At 70.6% G+C, this 20,699-nt stretch carries 16 protein-coding genes; 13 read left to right on the plus strand and 3 right to left on the minus strand.

Annotated elements, in window-relative coordinates; all coding sequences use genetic code 11:
- Position 1: 1 nt before the first annotated feature.
- The 7 genes from lspA (at position 2) to LQK89_RS06660 (ending at position 9,461) form a co-directional block, all read left to right on the plus strand.
- On the plus strand, positions 2-667 hold the full coding sequence (gene lspA / locus LQK89_RS06630) for a signal peptidase II (RefSeq protein WP_269145919.1): 666 nt from the start codon (positions 2-4) through the stop codon (positions 665-667).
- On the plus strand, positions 664-1,587 hold the full coding sequence (locus tag LQK89_RS06635; RefSeq protein WP_231050545.1) for an RluA family pseudouridine synthase: 924 nt from the start codon (positions 664-666) through the stop codon (positions 1,585-1,587). The genes lspA and LQK89_RS06635 overlap by 4 nt, the downstream gene beginning before the upstream one ends.
- 530 nt (positions 1,588-2,117) lie before the next feature.
- A complete protein-coding gene (gene dnaE, locus LQK89_RS06640) occupies positions 2,118-5,600 on the plus strand; it encodes a DNA polymerase III subunit alpha (RefSeq protein WP_231050756.1) in 3,483 nt (1,160 codons plus the stop codon).
- Positions 5,601-5,715: 115 nt separating this feature from the next.
- Positions 5,716-6,492 carry a hypothetical protein gene (locus LQK89_RS06645; protein WP_231050546.1) on the plus strand — a complete coding sequence of 259 codons (777 nt, stop codon included), beginning with the start codon at positions 5,716-5,718 and terminating at the stop codon, positions 6,490-6,492.
- Positions 6,489-7,799 (plus strand): histidinol dehydrogenase, encoded by a 1,311-nt coding sequence (gene hisD / locus LQK89_RS06650; RefSeq protein WP_231050547.1) that lies wholly within the window; start codon positions 6,489-6,491, stop codon positions 7,797-7,799. Before LQK89_RS06645 ends, hisD begins: the two co-directional genes overlap by 4 nt.
- 112 nt (positions 7,800-7,911) lie before the next feature.
- Positions 7,912-8,388: a transcriptional regulator NrdR gene (gene nrdR / locus LQK89_RS06655; protein WP_058741696.1), complete on the plus strand. Its 477-nt coding sequence runs from the start codon at positions 7,912-7,914 to the stop codon at positions 8,386-8,388.
- A 65-nt stretch (positions 8,389-8,453) separates the two neighbouring features.
- Positions 8,454-9,461 carry a quinone-dependent dihydroorotate dehydrogenase gene (locus LQK89_RS06660; protein ID WP_231050757.1) on the plus strand — a complete coding sequence of 336 codons (1,008 nt, stop codon included), beginning with the start codon at positions 8,454-8,456 and terminating at the stop codon, positions 9,459-9,461.
- 235 nt (positions 9,462-9,696) lie between these two features.
- Here the strand turns inward: LQK89_RS06660 and LQK89_RS06665 are convergent, their stop codons facing one another.
- Positions 9,697-10,272, minus strand: a complete 576-nt coding sequence (locus LQK89_RS06665) for a DUF3043 domain-containing protein (RefSeq protein WP_058741695.1) — start codon at positions 10,270-10,272, stop codon at positions 9,697-9,699.
- A 52-nt stretch (positions 10,273-10,324) separates the two neighbouring features.
- On the opposite strand from LQK89_RS06665, the gene LQK89_RS06670 reads away from it, so the two are divergent.
- From LQK89_RS06670 to LQK89_RS06695, 6 genes are all read left to right on the plus strand, one after another.
- Positions 10,325-11,803, plus strand: coding sequence for a dipeptidase (locus LQK89_RS06670; RefSeq protein WP_231050548.1), 1,479 nt, complete (start codon positions 10,325-10,327; stop codon positions 11,801-11,803).
- Between the two features lie 163 nt (positions 11,804-11,966).
- On the plus strand, positions 11,967-12,341 hold the full coding sequence (locus LQK89_RS06675; protein ID WP_058741693.1) for a HesB/IscA family protein: 375 nt from the start codon (positions 11,967-11,969) through the stop codon (positions 12,339-12,341).
- 312 nt (positions 12,342-12,653) lie between these two features.
- Positions 12,654-13,556, plus strand: coding sequence for an aa3-type cytochrome oxidase subunit II (ctaC, locus tag LQK89_RS06680; protein WP_058741692.1), 903 nt, complete (start codon positions 12,654-12,656; stop codon positions 13,554-13,556).
- 11 nt (positions 13,557-13,567) lie between these two features.
- Positions 13,568-15,304, plus strand: a complete 1,737-nt coding sequence (gene ctaD / locus LQK89_RS06685) for an aa3-type cytochrome oxidase subunit I (protein WP_058741691.1) — start codon at positions 13,568-13,570, stop codon at positions 15,302-15,304.
- Between the two features lie 4 nt (positions 15,305-15,308).
- Positions 15,309-15,725: a cytochrome c oxidase subunit 4 gene (locus tag LQK89_RS06690; protein WP_174778322.1), complete on the plus strand. Its 417-nt coding sequence runs from the start codon at positions 15,309-15,311 to the stop codon at positions 15,723-15,725.
- A gap of 284 nt (positions 15,726-16,009) precedes the next feature.
- Positions 16,010-17,383 (plus strand): glucose-6-phosphate dehydrogenase, encoded by a 1,374-nt coding sequence (locus tag LQK89_RS06695; RefSeq protein WP_231050549.1) that lies wholly within the window; start codon positions 16,010-16,012, stop codon positions 17,381-17,383.
- A gap of 253 nt (positions 17,384-17,636) precedes the next feature.
- Here the strand turns inward: LQK89_RS06695 and LQK89_RS06700 are convergent, their stop codons facing one another.
- Both LQK89_RS06700 and LQK89_RS06705 read right to left on the minus strand, forming a co-directional pair.
- Positions 17,637-19,523, minus strand: a complete 1,887-nt coding sequence (locus tag LQK89_RS06700) for a glycoside hydrolase family 15 protein (RefSeq protein WP_180225155.1) — start codon at positions 19,521-19,523, stop codon at positions 17,637-17,639.
- 55 nt (positions 19,524-19,578) lie between these two features.
- Complete coding sequence (locus LQK89_RS06705) at positions 19,579-20,652, minus strand: App1 family protein (RefSeq protein ID WP_174778325.1); 1,074 nt, start codon at positions 20,650-20,652, stop codon at positions 19,579-19,581.
- Positions 20,653-20,699: the final 47 nt, after the last annotated feature.

Genomic DNA, 20,699 nt, shown 5'->3' on the forward strand with positions numbered 1-20,699 from the left:
GTTGTCGCGACCAGCAACACGAGCGAAGGTCAGTGTCCGCGCGATCGCGGCACTGGCCTTCGCCGCTGTCGTCGTGGTGGCGCTCGACCAGGGCCTCAAGGCCCTCGTCGTCGCGAACCTGCCGTACGGCCAGGCCGTGCCGGTGCTCGGCGACGCGCTGCAGTTCCTGTACGTCCGGAACCCCGGTGCCGCGTTCTCGTTCGCGGTGAACATGACCTGGGTGTTCTCGATCGTCAGCACGGCCGTCGTCGTCGCGATCATCGTCTTCGCCCGGCGCATCCGCTCGATGTGGTGGGCGATCGTGCTCGGCATGCTCCTCGGCGGCGCGCTCGGCAACCTGCTCGACCGGCTCTTCCGTGAGCCCGGCTTCGGCCGCGGGCACGTGGTCGACTTCATCTCGACGCCGTGGATGATGCCTGCGATCTACAACATCGCCGACTCGTTCATCTGCGTGAGCATGGTGGTCTTCGTCCTGCTCGTCGTCTTCGGCGTGAACCTCGACGGCACGCGGGCGCTCTCCGCGAAGCAGCAGCGCGCAGCCGACGCTCGAGCGGACGCCGCCGCAGCTCCCTCCGACACGGCTCCTGCGGCCGCTCGGACCGCCGGCGCCCCGGACCCCCGGGCCCCGCGCGACGACCGGGATGCCCTCGGGCACGACGCGACGTGACCGAGTCACGTTCTCTGCCCGTGCCCGACGGGCTCGCCGGTGAGCGTGTCGACGCCGCCATCGCGAAGCTCCTCGGGTTCAGCCGGTCCTTCGCGGCCGAGGTCGTCGCCGCCGGTGGCGTGACCGTCGACGGGGTCACCGTCGACAAGTCGGACCGCCTGCACGCCGACGCATGGCTCCAGGTCGAGTGGTCGCCGAAGGAACCCCCGCGCATCGTCCCGGTGGCGGTCCCGGGCATGACGGTCGTGCACGACGACGACGACATCGTCGTGGTGGACAAGCCGATCGGCGTCGCCGCGCACCCCTCGCCCGGGTGGGACGGTCCGACCGTGCCCGGTGGCCTCGCCGCGGCCGGGTTCACCATCGCCACCTCGGGTGCCGCCGAGCGCGCGGGGATCGTGCACCGGCTCGACGTCGGCACGTCCGGCCTGATGGTCGTCGCCAAGACCGAGCTCGCCTACACGCACCTCAAGCGCGCCTTCAAGGAGCGCACGGTCGAGAAGGTCTACCACGCCCTCGCGCAGGGGCACCCGGACCCGACCTCGGGGACCATCGACGCCCCGATCGGTCGACACCCGTCGAGCGACTGGAAGTTCGCGGTCACGGCCGACGGCAAGCCGAGCGTCACGCACTACGAGACGCTCGAGGCCTTCCGCGCCGCGACCCTGCTCGAGGTGCACCTGGAGACCGGCCGGACGCACCAGATCCGCGTGCACATGGCGGCGACGCGGCACCCGCTCGTCGGCGACACGATGTACGGCGCCGACCCAGTGCTCGCGAACGAGCTCGGGCTGACCCGCCAGTGGCTCGACGCCGTGCGGCTCGGGTTCGAGCACCCGCGCACGGGGGAGTGGGTCACGTTCGAGGCGTCCTATCCCGACGACCTGCAGCGGGCGCTGGACCGGATCCGCGCGGCATAGCCGGGCGGGGCGGGGCGGGGCGGCTCGCGAACGGGCCACATCTGTCACGCTCCGTACCTCGAGGCGACCGGTACTGCCCGAGCCGCGCAACGCGCGCGGCGTGTCGTGCCCGCTCGCGTCGACCGCGCTGCTCGCGTCGACCGCGGCTGGACAGCGTCGGACTGGAGGCCCGTGGCGGCGCCGCCCCGCGCCTCCAGTCCGCCACCCGGTCACCGCCCGCCCGTACCGCGCTCCCTGTGCTGGTCCGCCCTCCCCCCCGAGCGCGCCACATCTGTCACGACGGGTCGCCTCCGGCGACCGGTCGTGTGCGTTCGGCGACACACCGACGGCGTGTCCTGCCCGCTCGAACGACGCTGTCGGGCGAGCGCGCCGCGCGAGCGCGCAGGGCGCGCCGAGCGCCCTGACGACACGCGCGGAGAAGTCGGTGCCCGCGGTTAGGCTTGTCCCGCCCCGCAGCCATCCGTCGAACCGGAGGTCCCGTGTCGGATTCCGACTCCTTCGTCCACCTGCACGTGCACAGCGAGTACTCGATGCTCGACGGTGCAGCGCGGTTGACCGACCTGGTCGCCGAGACCGCCGCGCAGGGCATGCCCGCGGTGGCGGTGACCGACCACGGCAACATGTTCGGGGCGTTCGAGTTCTGGAAGGCCGCGAAGGCCGGCGGCGTCAAGCCGATCATCGGGACCGAGGCCTACATCACCCCGCGGACGCACCGCTCGGACAAGACCCGTGTCCGCTGGGGCGACGGTGGCGGTGACGACGTGTCGGGTTCGGGCGCGTACACGCACATGACGATGTTCGCCGAGAACACGACGGGCATGCACAACCTGTTCCGGCTGTCGTCGCGGGCCTCGATCGAGGGCTACTACTTCAAGCCCCGCATGGACATCGAGCTCCTCGACCAGTACCACGACGGGATCATCGCGACGACGGGCTGCCCCTCGGGCGAGATCCAGACGCGCCTGCGGCTCGGGCAGTACGACGAGGCGCTCAAGGCCGCGGCCGACTACCGCGACATCTTCGGCAAGGACAACTACTTCGCCGAGATCATGGACCACGGGCTCGAGATCGAGCGCCGGGTCATCGAGGACGTCGTCCGGATCTCGAAGGACCTCGGCATCCCGCTCGTCGGCACGAACGACCTGCACTACACGCACGCGCACGACGCCAAGTCGCACGCGGCCCTGCTCTGCGTGCAGTCCGGCTCGACACTGAACGACCCGAACCGCTTCAAGTTCGACGCCGACGAGTTCTACCTGAAGACCCCGCAGCAGATGCGCCACGTCTTCCGCGACCACCCCGAGGCCTGCGACAACACGCTGCTCATCGCCGAGCGGTGCGAGGTCGAGTTCGACACCGCGGCGAACTACATGCCGAAGTTCCCCGTCCCCGAGGGCGAGACCGAGCACTCGTGGTTCGAGAAGGAAGTGGCGAAGGGGCTGGAGTACCGCTACCCCGAGGGCATCACGAAAGAGGTCCAGGAGCGCGCCGACTACGAGGTCGGGATCATCAACCAGATGGGCTTCCCGGGCTACTTCCTGGTCGTCGCCGACTTCATCAACTGGTCGAAGAACAACGGCATCCGCGTCGGTCCCGGTCGTGGTTCGGGTGCCGGCTCGATGGTGGCGTACGCGATGCGCATCACCGACCTCGACCCGATCCGGCACGGCCTGATCTTCGAGCGGTTCCTCAACCCGGACCGCGTCTCGATGCCCGACTTCGACGTCGACTTCGACGACCGGCGCCGCGGTGAGGCGATCAAGTACGTCACCGAGAAGTACGGGTCGGAGCGCGTCGCGCAGATCGTCACGTACGGCACGATCAAGGCGAAGCAGGCGCTGAAGGACTCGTCGCGCGTCCTCGGCTTCCCGTTCGGCATGGGCGAGAAGCTCACCAAGGCGATGCCGCCGCCCGTGATGGGCAAGGACATCCCGCTCACCGGGATCTTCGACAAGGACCACCCGCGTTACAAGGAGGCGGTGGACGTCCGGACGGTCGTCGAGACCGACCCCGAGGCGAAGACCGTGTTCGACACCGCGCTCGGGCTCGAGGGCCTGAAACGGCAGTGGGGCGTGCACGCGGCCGGTGTGATCATGTCGAGCGAGCCGCTCATCGACATCATCCCGGTGATGAAGCGCGAGCAGGACGGCCAGATCGTCACGCAGTTCGACTACCCGGCAGCAGAGTCGCTCGGCCTGATCAAGATGGACTTCCTGGGCCTCCGGAACCTCACGATCATCAGTGATGCCCTCGACAACATCAAGAGCAACCGGGGCGTCGACCTCGACCTCGAGACGATGGGCCTCGAGGACGAAGCCGCGTACCAGCTCCTGCAGCGCGGCGACACGCTCGGGGTGTTCCAGCTCGACGGCGGCCCGATGCGCGGGCTCCTCCGCCTGATGAAGCCCGACAACTTCGAGGACATCTCCGCGCTCATCGCCCTGTACCGTCCGGGGCCGATGGGTGCGAACTCGCACACGAACTACGCGCTCCGCAAGAACGGCGAGCAGCCGATCACCCCGATCCACCCGGAGCTCGAGGAGCCGCTCCAGGACATCATCGGCACGACCTACGGCCTGATCATCTACCAGGAGCAGGTCATGGCCATCGCGCAGAAGGTCGCCGGCTTCTCCCTCGGACAGGCCGACATCCTCCGCCGCGCGATGGGCAAGAAGAAGAAGTCCGAGCTCGACAAGCAGTACGCCGGCTTCGAGAAGGGCATGCAGGACAACGGCTACTCGGCCGCGGCGATCAAGACGCTGTGGGACATCCTGCTGCCGTTCTCCGACTACGCGTTCAACAAGGCGCACTCCGCGGCGTACGGCGTGGTCTCGTTCTGGACGGCGTACCTCAAGGCGCACTACCCGGCCGAGTACATGGCCGCGCTCCTGACCAGCGTCGGTGACGCACGCGACAAGCTCGCGCTGTACCTCAACGAGTGCCGCCGGATGGGCATCAAGGTGATGCCGCCGGACGTCAACGAGTCGATCGGCTTCTTCGCGGCCGTCGGCGACGACATCCGCTTCGGCATGGGCGCGATCCGCAACGTCGGCTTCAACGTCGTCGACGACATCGTGCAGGCCCGGACCGAGAAGGGTGCGTTCGAGTCGTTCCACGACTTCCTGCGGAAGATCCCGATCTCGTCGGCCAACAAGCGGACCGTCGAGTCGCTCATCAAGGCCGGTGCCTTCGACGAGTTCGGCGACAGCCGCCGGGCGCTCGTCGAGATCCACGAGGGCGCGGTCGAGAGCGCCGTCAAGGTCAAGCGCGACGAGGCCCACGGCAACGTCGGCTTCGACTTCGACTCGCTGTTCGCCGAGGTCGCCGAGGAGCAGCCGTCCTCGGCCCCGGTGTCGCAGGTGCCGGAGCGGCCGGAGTGGGCCAAGCGCGACAAGCTCGCCTTCGAGCGCGACATGCTCGGCCTCTACGTGTCCGACCACCCGCTCGCCGGACTCGAGATCGAGCTCGCGAAGCACCAGTCGATCACCATCGCCGACCTCATCGCGGCGGACGACTCGGTCGAGGGCGAGACCGTCACGGTCGCGGGGCTCCTGACGAGCGTCCAGCACCGTGTCGCGAAGTCGAGCGGCAACCCGTACGGCATCGTCCAGATCGAGGACTTCGGCGGCGAGATCGGCGTCATGTTCCTCGGCAAGACCTACGCCGAGTTCGGGCCCTCGCTCGTGGCCGACTCGATCGTCGTGCTCCGCGGCCGGGTGAACGTCCGCGACGACGGCAAGGCGCTGCACGCGGTCAGCATGTTCCAGCCGAACGTCGGCGACGCGATGGGCTCCGGCCCGCTCACGCTGTCCCTGCCGGAGCGCCAGGCCACGACGACGACGGTCACCGAGCTCGCGGCGGTGCTCGGGCGGCACCAGGGCGAGACCGAGGTGCGGCTGCGGCTCCTGAAGGAGGACGTCGCGCGCACGTTCGAGCTGCCGTTCCCGGTCAACCTGACGCCGGACCTGTTCGGGGAGCTGAAGAGCCTGCTCGGCCCGCGCTGCCTGGTCTAGGCGAGCGGTGACGACGCCCGGAGCACCACGGCCCTCGGCCGCGGTGCTCCGGGCGTTCCGGGTCTCGGCGCACGTTCCGGAACGGCTCCCCGGCGGCCGGGGTACGACGTGGCGCGTGGGCGACGTCGTCCTGCGACCGGCGGGCGACGTCCGGGAGGCCCAGTGGCGGTCCGACGTGCTGGCCTGCCTCCCGCACACGGTCGCGTTCCGCACGCCGCGCCCCGTCGCCGCGTCGGGAGGGGGACGGGACCGCAGCGGACGGTCCGGCGACCGGGTCGGAGACCGCTGGGTCGTCGACGGCTGGGAGGCGTGGGAGCGGCTCGAGGGCGCACCCGACCCCACCCGCGTCGAGGACGTCGTCCGCGCCGGGACGGCGTTCCACCGCGCGGTCGCGGGGCTCGCCCGGCCGTCGTTCCTCGACCGCGTCGACGACCCGTGGAGCCGTGCCGAGCGGCTCGTCTGGGCTGACGGACCTGCGGGCGCTGACCGGCTCCCGGACGATCCGCTCGTCCGACGCCTGACCGCCGCCTTCCGACCGGTCCAGGGGCGGTCCCAGGTCGTCCACCGCGACCTGCTCGGCAACGTGTTGTTCGCCGCCGGCCGACCGCCCGCCGTCTTCGACTGGGCACCGACCTGGCGACCCGCGGGCTTCGGTGCTGCGGTCGCGGTCGTCGACGCGGTCTGCTGGCACGGCACGCCGCCCGCCCGGCTCGCGGCACTCGGCAGGCTCGCCGAGGCGCCCGACTGGCCGCAGCTGCTCGTGCGGGCACTCGCGTTCCGGATCGTCACGCTGCACGTCCTCGGCGCGTGGGACGCGGAGCAGCACGCGCGGCACCGTCCCGTCGTGGACGCACTGCTGTCGGGAAGCGCCGGTACGCTGGACGTCCCATGATGCAGCGAATCGACCTCCGTGGCGGCCTGCCCGCCCGTGCCGACCTCCTCCGCCTGATGCCGCGTGCCGCCGGTGACGTCTCGTCCGCCGTCGCCGCCGCGCGGGAGCTCGTGGACGACGTGCGACACCGCGGGGCCGATGCGCTGCACGAGCAGGCCGAGCGCTTCGACGGGGGAGCGCCCGAGCACGTCCGGGTCCCCGCGGACGAGATCGCCGCGGCGGTCGCCGGGCTCACCCCGGAGCTCCGCGCCGCGCTGGACGAGGCGATCCGCCGCGTGCGCGCCGCGAGTGCCGCCCAGGTGCCGACCGGTTCGGTGACGACGCTCGCCGACGGCGCCGAGGTGCACCAGCGCTGGCAGCCGATGCGCCGTGTGGGGCTCTACGTCCCCGGTGGCAAGGCCGTCTACCCCTCGAGCGTCGTGATGAACGTCGTCCCCGCGCAGGTCGCCGGCGTCGGGTCCATCGCCCTCGTGTCCCCGCCGCAGCGGGACCACGGCGGGCGCGTGCACCCGACGATCCTCGCCGCAGCAGGGCTCCTCGGCGTCGACGAGGTCTACGCGATGGGCGGTGCCGGAGCGGTCGGTGCGCTGGCGTACGGCGTCGCGTCGATCGGTCTCGAGCCCGTCGACCTGGTCACCGGGCCCGGGAACAACTACGTCGCCGCGGCGAAGCGCCTCGTGCGCGGTGTCGTCGGCATCGACTCCGAAGCCGGGGCCACCGAGATCCTCGTCATCGCGGACGACACCGCCGACGCGGGCTTCGTCGCCGCCGACCTGGTCAGCCAGGCCGAGCACGACGAGCAGGCCGGCAGCGTCCTCGTGACGACGTCGGCGTCCTTCGCCGATGCGGTGGAGGCGGCCATCCCGGAACGGGTGGCGGCGCTGGGGACTGCCACGCGCCTCCAGTCCGCCCTGGACGGTCCGCAGTCGGCGGTCGTCCTGGTGGACTCGCTCGCCGACGCGGCGGCCGTCAGCAACGCCTACGGGCCGGAGCACCTCGAGATCCAGACCGCGGACGACGACGCCGTGCTGGCGGAGATCGACGCCGCGGGTGCCGTGTTCGTCGGGCCGAGCACGCCCGTCAGCCTCGGGGACTACCTGGCGGGGTCGAACCACGTGCTGCCGACCGGCGGGCAGGCGCGCTTCGGCTCCGGGCTGTCGGCGTCGACCTTCCTGCGCCCCCAGCAGGTGATCCGGTACTCCGCGACGGCCCTGGCCGAGGTCGCGCCGCACATCGTCGCGCTCGCGACCGAGGAGCAGCTGCCCGGCCACGGCGCCGCGGTCACCGAGCGGACCGCTCGCGCCTGAGCCGACCCGCTCGCGCCTGGGCCGACCCGCTCGCGCCTGAGCCGAGCCGCTCGCGCCTGGGCCGACCCGCTCGCGCCTGGACGGACCGGGGAGCCGGTAGCCTGGGACGGACATGTTCTGCCCCTTCTGCCGCCACCCGGACTCCCGCGTCGTCGACTCCCGCACGAGTGACGACGGCACCTCGATCCGTCGCCGCCGCCAGTGCCCGAACTGCGGGCGTCGGTTCTCGACGACCGAGACCGCCTCGCTCAACGTGGTGAAGCGCAACGGCGTCACCGAGCCGTTCAGCCGCGACAAGATCGTCTCCGGCGTGCGCAAGGCGTGCCAGGGCCGCCCGGTCACCGACGGCGACCTGGCCGTGCTCGCGCAGCGGGTCGAGGAGACCGTCCGGTCGTCCGGCTCGAGCCAGATCGACGCGAACGACATCGGTCTCGCGATCCTCGCGCCGCTCCGGGAACTCGACGAGGTCGCGTTCCTGCGCTTCGCGAGCGTCTACCAGGCGTTCGAGTCCCTCGAGGACTTCGAGGACGCCATCGGCCAGCTCCGCCTCGACCACCACGCCGCGGACCCCGCCGGGGGTGCGGCGTGAGCGGCATCGCCGAGCGGATCGTCCGGGGCGGGTACGCCGTCGTGTTCCGGGCCCTGTTCGCGAACATGGACCCGGAGCGGGCGCACCACCTGGCCTTCGGGGTGATCAAGGCGTTGCCCGGCATCCCCGTCCTGAGCGGTGTCGTCGAGCGGTACTCCCGCCCCGCGGCCGAGGACGGCGTCACGACGATGGGCATCCACTTCCCGTCGCGCTTCGGGCTGGCCGCCGGCTTCGACAAGGACGCGCGCGGCATCGCCGGTCTGGGGCTGCTCGGCTTCGGCCACGTCGAGGTCGGCACCATCACGGCGAAGCCGCAGCCCGGCAACGACCGTCCGCGGCTGTTCCGCCTGATCGCCGACCGGGCGCTCGTCAACCGGATGGGCTTCAACAACCACGGCGCCGCCCGAGCCGCCCGTCGCCTGGAGCGCGCGCGACGGAACCCGGGGCGCCCGGTGATCGGCGTCAACATCGGCAAGAGCCGCGTCGTCGCGGTCGAGGACGCCGTCGACGACTACCTGGAGTCGACCCGGCTCCTCGCGCCGTTCGCGGACTACCTCGCGGTGAACGTCAGCTCCCCGAACACGCCCGGTCTCCGCGGCCTGCAGGAAGAGGACCAGCTGCGGCCGCTCCTGACCGCGGTGCGGGACGCCGCCGGGAAGACCCCGGTTCTGGTGAAGATCGCGCCGGACCTGACCGACGAGCAGATCGACGCCGTCGCCGGGCTCGCGGTGGACCTCGGGCTCGCGGGCATCATCGCGAACAACACGACGATCGAGCGGACCGGGCTCGTGACCCCTGTCGAGAAGGTCGCGGCGATGGGCGCCGGCGGTCTGTCCGGTGCGCCGATCGCGGCCCGGTCGCTCGAGGTCCTGCGGCGGGTGCGCGCCGCGGTGCCGTCGGACTTCTGCGTCGTGGCCGTCGGTGGGGTCACCACCGAGCAGGACGTGCAGGACCGCATCGACGCGGGGGCGACGCTCGTGCAGGGCTACACGGCGTTCCTCTACGAGGGGCCGACCTGGGCGACGCGGATCAACCGTCTCCGTCGTCGTCGGTTGCGGCGCGCCGCGCGCTGAGCTCCCGCGGCTGTCGAGCCGGCGGCGCTTCGGTCTCGGCGTCGGTCTCGTTGCGCCGGCGACGGAGCAGGAACCGTCGGGTCCAGACCGGGACCCCGACGTCTTCTGCTCCATCGACGTCCGGGGCGCCGAGACAACCTCGCGCCCAGCTCGGTGCGCAGCGCCCGCCGCGCCCTCGGAACGACGAAGCGCCGTCCGGTGGACCGGACGGCGCTTCAGGGGAGCGGTTCGCGTGCTACAGCGCGGGGTACTGCCCGCGGCGCACCTGCGGCTTCGGCAGGCGCAGGAAGCGCAGCTGCCACGCCCGGGTGAGGATGTAGAGGAAGGTCCCGCGCTGCATCTCGCCGAACTTCGCGGCGAGCTTCTTGCGCAGGGACAGCCAGAGCACGATGCAGTCGAGCACGAACAGCGCCACGAACGCCCACACCATCAGGAGCGCGTACGACGCGATCACGGTCTGGGCAGCGGCGAAGCCGAGGATCAGGAAGAGCACGAGCACGGGCATCATGACCTCGCCCACGTTCCAGCGCGCGTCGATCCAGTCGCGCACGAACCGGCGCTGCTCGCCCTTGTCCTTGGCGGGCAGGTACCGCTCCTCGCCGTTGGCCATGCCGACGCGGGCCTTCTCGCGCTCGGTGTTCAGCCGGGCGCGCGCGGCCTTCTTGTCCTGCGGGCTGTTGCCGACGAGGGGACGGCGGTTGGCTGCCTCACGCTCGCGACGCGACGGCGTCGGGCGACCCTTGCCCTGCGCGAGGAGTTCTTCCTCGGAGGGGTTGACGGTCGTGTTGGTCTTGGGGGCTGCCTTCGCCACGGTGCGTTCCTGACTGCGGTTGCGTGCTGGATCGTCCTCTAGATTACGGGACATGACCGACACCGACCAGCACAGCACCGCGACCGACCCCGCGCTCCTCGACGCCCTGCGCGAACACGTCCAGGGGGCGCTGCCGACCACGATCGCGGACCTCTCCGCCCTGGTCCGGCTGCCGTCGGTGTCCTGGTCGGCCTTCGACCCGGCGAACGTGCAGGCGAGCGCCGAGGCCGTCGCGGACCTGGCGCGCTCCACCTGGGTCTTCGCCGACGACGCGGTCCGCATCGTCCGCTCGGCCGTCGAGGGCGACACCCCGAGCACGGACGCCCCGTCCGCCGACACCGCATCCCAGGCCGGCGCCCCCGACGTCGAGCTCGGCCAGCCCGCGGTCCTGGCGGTCCGCCCGGCCCGGAACGGCAAGCCCACCGTGATGCTCTACGCGCACCACGACGTGCAGCCCCAGGGCGACGACGCACTCTGGGAGACCCCGCCCTTCGAGCCGACCCTCCGCGGCGACCGCCTCTACGGCCGCGGCGCCTCGGACGACAAGGCCGGCGTGATGACCCACATCGCCTCGCTCCGGGCCCTGCACGCGCAGTTCGGCGACGACCTCGACCTCGGCGTCGTGCTGTTCGTCGAGGGCGAGGAGGAGTTCGGCTCCCGGTCGTTCCGCACGTTCCTGCGCGAGCAGAAGGAGCACCTCGCCGCCGACGTCATCGTCGTGGCGGACAGCGACAACTGGTCGGCCGAGGTCCCCTCCATCACGGTCTCGCTGCGCGGCAACGTCACGTTCAAGCTCACCCTGACGACGCTCGAGCACGCCAGCCACAGCGGCATGTTCGGGGGAGCGGCCCCGGACGCGATGATCCCGATGGCCCGCCTGCTCGCCTCGCTGCACGACGACGCCGGCTCGGTCGCGGTCGAGGGGCTCACGGCGTACGAGGCCGACGTCCCCGAGCGCTCCGACGCCGAGCTCGCCTCCGACGCCGCGCTCCTCGAGGGCGTGCAGCCGGTCGGCACCGGCCCGGTGCTGTCCCGTATGTGGTTCCAGCCGTCGATCACGGTCACCGGCCTGGACGTCCCGAGCGTCGCGAACGCCTCGAACACGCTGCTGCCGACGGTCGCCGCGCGGGTCTCGGTCCGCGTCGCCCCCGGGCAGGCCGCCACCGACGCGTTCGCCGCCGTCGAGCGTCACCTCCGCGCGCACGTGCCGTTCGGTGCGCGGCTCGAGATGACCGAGGTCGACACGGGCGACGGCTTCCTCGTCGACACCGCCGGCTGGGCCGTCCAGGAGGCCCGCACGGCCATGCACGAGGGCTGGGGCAACCCCGCCGTCGAGCAGGGCATCGGCGGCTCGATCCCGTTCGTGTCCGACCTGGCCGCGGAGTTCCCGGACGCGCAGATCCTGGTGACCGGCGTCGAGGACCCGGACACCCGCGCGCACAGCCCGAACGAGTCGCAGCACCTGGGCGTCCTGCACCGCGCGATCGCGTCCGAGACGATCCTGCTGGCACGACTGGCGTCGCGCGGCTGACGCCGCACCGGACGGGAGGCACGTGGCGGGCCCGCCACGTGCCTCCCGTCCGTCCGTCGGCGGCTCGCGAGCCGACATGTGGAGAGATGCTCGCCCTGTCGGCCGGCGTGCTTACAATCGTGAACAGGCGCGGTGATCGTCACCGCCCGGAGGGAGAAGCGCGATGAGCGACACCATCATCGACAACGCACCGGCGACGGACGCACGCTCGCACGGCGTCGCGCTCAGCGACACGGCCGCGGCGAAGGTGGCGAGCCTGCTCGAGCAGGAGGGCCGCGACGACCTCCGCCTGCGCCTGGCCGTCCAGCCCGGCGGGTGCTCGGGCCTGATCTACCAGCTGTACTTCGACGAGCGGCTGCTCGACGGCGACGCCACGGCCGAGTTCGGCAGCGGGGTCGAGGTCGTCGTCGACAAGATGAGCGTCCCGTACCTCGACGGCGCGACCATCGACTTCGAGGACACCATCCAGAAGCAGGGCTTCACCATCGACAACCCCAACGCGCAGGGCAGCTGCGCGTGCGGCGACAGCTTCCACTGACGCTGTCAGGATCGGCGTCGCCGGGTCCGGGTGTCCACCACCCGTGATCGACACGCGAGCGGGGAGCGACCGATACGGTCGCTCCCCGCTCGTCGTCCGTGGGGGTCTCGGGCGCGCGCGACCGGGGGAAAGCCGTGCGGAGATCGGTGTCCGACGTGCGGGTCCGGCACCCGGATCGGCCGCTGAACGGGCCGCGTGTGCACGAGTGTCGGCGAGCTGCGAGTAAGCTAGGAGTGTTCCAACCAAGCTGGGAACCAGCAATGAGCCGCCTTTGCGCGCTCGGTTCCCCGCCACGTCTTCCGAGAGGTAACAGTGCGTTCGAATCGCCGTATACGTTGGGCGGCCGTCCCGGTGGCCGTCGGTCTGGTCATCGCACTGGCTGGCTGCTCGCAGCAGCAGCTGAACGGGTGGCTCCCCGGCACGGAGGAGACGAAGGACGTCACGAACCACACGAGCCGCGTCGTCGGCCTGTGGACCACCAGCTGGGTCGTCCTGCTCGCGGTGGGTCTCATCGTGTGGGGCCTCATCATCTGGGCCGCGATCGTCTACCGCCGCCGCAAGGGCCAGACCGGCCTCCCGGTGCAGATGCGGTACAACATGCCGCTCGAGATCTTCTACACGATCGTGCCGCTCATCCTGGTGCTCGGCTTCTTCGCCTTCACCGCCAAGGACCAGTCCGCGATCGAGAAGCCCTTCACGGACCCCGACGCGACGATCCACGTCTACGGCAAGCGCTGGGCGTGGGACTTCAACTACATCGACAAGGACAACCCCGAGGACAGCGTCTACTACCAGGGCATCCAGGCCCAGGAAGAAGAGAACGGGAACGGCTCGATCGACGAGTCCCAGCTGCCGACGCTGTACCTGCCGGTCGACAAGAAGGTCAAGATCGAGCTCAGCTCGCGCGACGTCGACCACTCGTTCTGGATCATCGACTTCCTCTACAAGAAGGACATGCTCCCGGGCAAGACGAACTACGAGTACTTCATCCCGCAGAAGATCGGCACGTACCAGGGCAAGTGCGCGGAGCTCTGCGGTGAGTACCACTCGCTGATGCTCTTCCAGGTCAAGGTCGTGTCCGACTCGGACTACGAGAAGTACCTCGACACGCTGCGCGAGCAGGGCAAGGTCGGTCTGCTCGGCAACGAGTACGACACCAACACGAACGAACCGAACAACAAGGCGCCGGTCGAGGCGTCGAGCGAGAACAAGTAAGGGCTCGTCTGATGACAACGTCACTCGTCGGCCAGCCGACCAGGCCCTCGACGCCGGACTTCCAGGCGTCGAAGGTCGGGCGGAAGGGCAACATCATCGTCCGGTGGATCACCTCCACCGACCACAAGACCATCGGGTACATGTACCTGATCGCCTCGTTCGTCTTCTTCCTGCTCGCGGGTGTGATGGCGCTGGTCATCCGTGCTCAGCTCTTCGAGCCCGGCCTGCACGTGGTCGCGACGAAGGAGCAGTACAACCAGCTCTTCACGATGCACGGCACGATCATGCTGCTGATGTTCGCGACGCCGCTCTTCTCGGGCTTCGCGAACGCGATCATGCCGCTGCAGATCGGTGCGCCGGACGTCGCCTTCCCGCGTCTGAACGGGTTCGCCTTCTGGCTGTACCTGTTCGGCTCGCTCATCGCGGTCGGCGGCTTCCTCACCCCGCAGGGCGCCGCGTCCTTCGGGTGGTTCGCCTACGCGCCACTGAGTGACACGACGTTCACACCGGGTCTCGGTGGCACGCTGTGGGTCTTCGGCCTCGGCATGACGGGCTTCTCGACGATCCTCGGCGCGGTGAACTTCATCACGACGATCATCACGATGCGCGCCCCCGGCATGACGATGTTCCGCATGTCGATCTTCACGTGGAACACCCTCGTGACCTCGCTGCTCGTGCTGATGGCCTTCCCGGTCCTCGCCGCCGCGCTGTTCGGCCTCGGTCTCGACCGCGTGTTCGACGCCCAGATCTACAACCCGGCCAACGGCGGGGCACTGCTCTGGCAGCACCTGTTCTGGTTCTTCGGCCACCCCGAGGTGTACATCATCGCGCTGCCGTTCTTCGGCATCGTGTCCGAGGTCTTCCCGGTCTTCAGCCGCAAGCCGATCTTCGGGTACAAGACCCTCGTCTACGCGACCATCTCCATCGCGGCCCTCTCGGTCACGGTGTGGGCGCACCACATGTACGTCACCGGTGGCGTCCTGCTCCCGTGGTTCTCGCTCATGACGATGCTCATCGCGGTCCCGACCGGCGTGAAGATCTTCAACTGGGTCGGCACGATGTGGCGCGGTTCGGTCACGTTCGAGACGCCGCTCCTGTGGGCCGTCGGCTTCCTCATCACCTTCACGTTCGGTGGTCTCACCGGTGTGATCCTGGCGTCGCCGCCGCTCGACTTCCACGTGTCCGACTCGTACTTCGTCGTCGCGCACTTCCACTACGTGGTCTTCGGCACCGTCGTGTTCGCGATGTTCTCCGGCTTCTACTTCTGGTGGCCGAAGTGGACCGGCAAGATGCTCAACGAGCGCCTCGGCAAGATCCACTTCTGGCTCCTGTTCATCGGCTTCCACACGACGTTCCTCATCCAGCACTGGCTGGGCGTCATCGGCATGCCGCGTCGCTACGCGACCTACCTGCCGAACGACGGGTTCACCTGGATGAACCAGCTGTCGACGATCGGCTCGATGATCCTCGCGATCTCGTTCCTGCCGTTCATCTTCAACGTCTACGTCACGGCCCGGAACGCGCCGAAGGTCGCCGTGAACGACCCGTGGGGCTACGGCCGCTCGCTCGAGTGGGCGACCAGCTGCCCGCCGCCCCGGCACAACTTCACCTCGATCCCGCGGATCCGTTCCGAGTCCCCGGCGTTCGACCTGAACCACCCCGAAGCGGGTGTGCCGATCGGTGTGGGTCCTGCGAAGGACGCACCGGACGCTCCGACCTACGACGCCGCGAAGGGCGAGGTGAAGTAAGGCGATGCGCGCCAACGTCAACCTGTTCTGGATCCTCTTCGGGTTCTTCATCCTCGCGGACGCCGCGTACACCATCTGGGCGATGCTCTACTACGGGCACCCGGAGTGGGTGGGCACGGTCGCGATCGGCCTCACCGGCATCATGAGCGCGTTCATCGCGTTCTACCTCGGCAAGGTCATGTCGTCGCAGGGCGGGGTCCTCCCGGAGGACCGCGCCGACGCCAACATCGAGGACGGCGACGCCGAGCTCGGGCACTTCAGCCCGTGGTCGTGGTGGCCGATCCTTCTGGCCGGCTCCACCGCCGTCTGCTTCCTCGGTCTCGCCGCCGGCCTGTGGATCGTCCCGATCGGGCTCGCGCTCGTCACCGTGACGCTCGTCGGCTGGGTCTACGAGTACTACCGCGGCAACTTCGGGCACTGAGTCCCGGCGGGCTGCGGCCCACCGCACCTGACACCTTCGGGCGGCACCACCACCGGTGCCGCCCGAAGTGCGTCCAGGGCCGGGAGCCAGCGCGCCAGCCGGTCCGAGCACGCCGGGCCGAGCAACCTGGGCCGAGCGCTCTCCGGCCGAGCAGACTCGTACGTGCCCCCACGACCTCCCGCATCGATCCGCGCAGAACCGGTACCGATCGGGAATCAACCGGCCCGCTCTCGGCTTGGCCTCGAGCGGACCCCCCTCCACCACAGCGAAAGGACTCACCTCCGGTGACCGACAAGCGCACCCTCATCATCTTCGGCGCGACGGGCGACCTCGCCTCCCGCCTGCTGCTGCCGGGCCTCGGCACGTTCCTGCAGAGCGGTCGAGCGGTTCCCGTCCAGCTCATCGGTACCGGTCGCAGCGCCCGCAGCGAGGACCAGTGGAAGGACGTCGTCACGAAGTCCTTCGCATCGCAGGACGTCAAGGGCGAGGAGGTCGACGCCACCCTCGCGTCGACGCAGTTCATCCAGGGCGACCCGACCGACCCGAAGCACCTCGAGGCACTCCTGGCCGCGGCCGACGCCGAGCCCATCCTGTACTTCGCGCTGCCGCCGCAGATCGCGTCGGACATCTGCGAGGCGCTGCAGGAGGTCGAGCTCCCCGCGGGCACGACCCTGGCGTTCGAGAAGCCGTTCGGCACCGACGTCGCCAGCGCGAAGGCCCTGAACGAGACGGTGCTGGGGCTCGTCCCCGAGGAGCGCGTGCACCGCACCGACCACTTCCTCGGTCGCACCACGGTCCTGAACATCATCGGTCTGCGCTTCGCGAACCGCCTGTTCGAGCCGATCTGGAACGCGGACAACATCGAGAAGGTCGACATCTTCTACGACGAGACCCTCGGTCTCGAGAACCGCGCGCAGTACTACGACGAGGCCGGCGCGATGGTCGACATGATCCAGTCGCACCTGCTCCAGATCCTCGGCATCGTGACGATGGACGCCCCGGCGGACATCGACGCGGTCGAGTTCCGCTCGTCCCTGGCTCGTGTCCTCCGGTCGACCGAGCTCAAGGGTGGCGACGCGACGATCGCCTCCCGCCGCGCCGTCTACACGGCCGGCACCATCGACGGCAAGGAACTGCCGTCGTACCAGGACGAGGACGGCGTCGACAAGTCGCGCGGCACCGAGACCCTGGCCGAGATCGAGGTCGAGGTCGACACGGCGCGCTGGAAGGGCGTTCCGTTCACCCTCCGCTCCGGCAAGGCGCTCGGCGCCAGCCGCAAGGAGGTCCTCATCACCTTCAAGCCCGTGACGCGCCTGCCCTCCGGCCTGTCCGGTCGCCCGAAGGCGGACACGCTGCGCATCGTCCTCAACCCGGACGAGATCGAGCTGTCGGTGTCGGCGAACGGCGGCGGCAACCCGTTCGAGATGGGGCAGGTCACGCTCTCGTCGACGTTCGACGACGGTGAGCTGACCCCCTACGGCGAGGTCCTCAACGGCATCTTCCACGACGACCCGCTGCTCTCCATCCGCGGCGACGTCGCGGAGCGCTGCTGGGAGATCGTGGAGCCGGTCGTCGAGGCCTGGAAGTCCGGTTCGGTCCCGCTCGAGGAGTACCGCGCGGGCTCGCGCGGCCCGGCGGAGTGGGTCTCGTCGTCCTGACGGACCGAGCGTCCTGACGGACGTCACCCCCTGACGGACGGGAGGCGCGGTGCCAGCTGGCACCGCGCCTCCCGTCCGTCATGTGGTCGCGCCCACGGCACGACCGCGACGTTCCTGCCCATCGCGACCGACATGGGAGACCGATCCGCGCATCGGAGGCCGGAAGGAACGGCATCCCACGCGCGGATCGGCATCCTGTGCGCGGATCGGCACACCATGCGCGGATCGGCACACGACGCTCGGGGCGGCTGGGTTAGGAGGGCGAGCCGGCCCGGCGGCCGCCGCCCGTCCACGAACGCGTGCCGCCGTCGTGCACGGCGAGCCGCGTGCGGTGCCCGGACGCCTCGCCGCGGGCCCGCGCGATCGCGTCCGCCGCGGACACGAGCGTCAGGTGGGACAGCACCTGCGGGGTGTTGCCGATGTGGTGCCCGGTGGCGACGTCGATCTCCTCGGAGAGCATGCCGACGTCGTTGGCGTACCCGACGAGCACGTCCATCAGGCGCTCGGCGTCGTCGACCCGACCGGAGGCCGCGTACTGCTCGACGAGCCAGAACGAGCACGCCAGGAACGGGTGCTCGCTGCCGGAGAGCCCGTCGAAGCCGGCGCTCGTCCGGTAGCGCAGGACGAGGCCGTGGTCACCGACGCGCAGGTCCTGCTCGATCGCGGCGACCGTGCCCGTCATCCGGGGGTCGTCGGCGCGGCAGAACCCGATCTGGGGCAGGACGAGCAGGCTCGCGTCGACCTCGTCGGTGTCGTAGTGCTGGCGGAAGGCGCCGCGGTCGGCGTTCCAGCCGTGCTCCTCGATCTCGGCGCGGACCTGGTCGCGGAGCGTCCGCCAGCGGTCGACGGGACCCTCGAGCCCGAACTCCTCGACGGCCGCGACGCCCCGGTCGAACGCGGCCCAGATCATCGCCCGCGAGTGCGTGAAGTGCCGTCGCGGACCGCGCATCTCCCAGATCCCGTTGTCGGGCTCCTGCCAGTGCTCCTCGACGTAGCCGAGCAGGGCACGCTGCAGCGCCCACGAGTCCGCGTTCTCCTCGACGCCGAGCTCGCGGGCGTCGTGGAGCGCGGCGAGGACCTCGCCGAAGACGTCGCCCTGGTACTGGGTCGAGGCGCCGTTGCCGAGCCGGACCGGGGTCGAGTCGAGGTACCCGGGGAGCTCCTCGAGGGTGCGCTCCGGCAGCTCGCGCTCCCCGGCGATGCCGTACATGATCTGGACGTCGGCGGGGTCCCCGGCGATCGCGCGGAGCAGCCAGCCTCGCCAGTGCGCGGCCTCGTCGCGGTACCCGTGGGCGATCAGGGACGCCAGGGCGAGCGACGCGTCGCGCAACCACACGTAGCGGTAGTCCCAGTTGCGTTCTCCGCCGGGGTCCTCCGGGAGGCTCGTGGTCGCGGCCGCCACGACGCCGCCGGTCTCGCCGTGGGTCATCGCGCGCAGGAGCAGCAGGGAGCGTCGGCTCGCTTCGGCGTACTTCCCCTCGGTGTGCGCGGTCGCCATCCAGTCCCGCCACCAGTGCTCGGTCCGGTGCAGGGCCGCGTCCACGTCGAGCGGCGCCGGTGGCTCGCGGTGGGACGGGTACCAGGTCAGGACGGTGTCGAGGACGTCGCCGTCACGCACGGTGGTCGTGTTCGTGTGCCGGTGGTCGTCCGCACGGAACCGGACGCCGCGGACGACGACCGACCCCGGGCCGGCGGTCGCCAGGAGGGCGGGGTCCTCGTCGCCGCCGATCTGCCGGACCCAGGGCAGCGCACGCGCGTAGTCGAAGCGGATCCGGAGGGTCTGTTCGACCTCGACCGATCCCTGCAGACCGCGGACCCGGCGGACGATCGCGGCCCGGTGGGACCCGACGGGCATGAACTCGGTGACCTCGACGACACCCGTCGCCGTGGTCCACACGGTCGAGAGCACGAGCGTGTCGCGGTGGTGGTGTCGGACCGCGGTCGCGTGCGGATCGCTCGGTCGCAGCGTCCAGTGCCCGTGGTCCTCGGTCCCCAGGAGCGACGCGAACGTGGACGGACTGTCGAAGCGGGGCAGGCACGCCCAGTCGATCGTCCCGTCGCGGCCGACGAGGGCTGCGGTGTAGGTGTCGCCGATCAGGGCGTGGTCCTCGATGCGGTTGCGCGGCGTCGCGGTGCTCATGCGCACATCGAACCACCGCCACCAGTCCGCGGCGGGAGGAGCGCTGAAGGAGCGCTCAGGCGCCGGGCAGGGGAGCCTGCGGGTCCGCGTCGGCGACGCCCACCCGGGCGAGCTCGGTCCAGAGCCCGGCGCCGTCCGGCGCGTAGACCCACGGGGCCGCCGAGTCGCGGGAGCGCTCCTGCGCACGGGAGCGGCCACCGGCGAGCACGGCCTCGCTCGTGGAGAGCTGCCGGATCGCCACGCCGGCGACGTTGTCCGGGTGCTCGCGGGCGAAGTCGCCGTACAGCGTCTCGTCGTGCTGCCCGTCGTCACCGACCAGCAGCCACTGCACGTCGGGGAAGTCCCGGGCCAGGCGGCGGAGGTTGTCGCGCTTGTGCTGCTGCCCGCTGCGGAAGAAGCGGTCGTGGGTGGGACCCCAGTCGGTGAGCAGCATCGTGCCGTTCGGGTACATGTTGCGGGTCAGGAAGCGCTGCAGGGTCGGCGCGACGTTCCACGCCCCGGTCGACAGGTAGACCGTGGGGGCACCGGGGTGCTGGGCGAGGATGCGCTCGTAGAGCACGGACATCCCCGGCACCGGGCGGCGGGCGTGCTCGGTGAGCACGAAGGAGTTCCACGCGGCGAGCATCGGGCGGGGGAGCGAGGTCACCATCACGGTGTCGTCGATGTCGGACAGGAGCCCGAAGCGCGTCGACGGGTCGACGATGAACACGTCCGCCTCGACGTCGCGCATCCCACCGGCCGAAAGCCGCACGGTCTGCCACCCCGGTTCGAGGTCGATCGGGACCTTCACGTCGACGACGCCGCCGCGGTCGGACTGCACCACGTGGGTCGTGCCACCGGCGGTCACCGTGACCTCGGCGTCGTCGACGGCGACGCTCGTGAAGCTCTTCCACCCGCGCACGCCGTAGTACGAGGCGTCGGACGCGAGCCCCCGCCGGGTGAGCAGGACGCGGCAGAGGACGCGGATCCAGCCCGGAGCGCCGTACCCGGTGTACGGGATCACGGTCGGCACGAGCCCACGACGGCGGGCACGGTGCTCCCGGAACTCCTGCACGGCGTCCTCGATGCGGGCGGCTCGGTGCAGGATCGGCTCGGCCAACGACGGCTCGTGGGGCGTCCAGTCGGGCATTCGTCCACTATCCCACGCTGTCGGAGGCTGTGGTGAGTCGCAGCGAT

Origin of the sequence: Curtobacterium sp. C1 (assembly GCF_021049325.1) — a bacterium.
Lineage (GTDB): Bacteria > Actinomycetota > Actinomycetes > Actinomycetales > Microbacteriaceae > Curtobacterium > Curtobacterium citreum.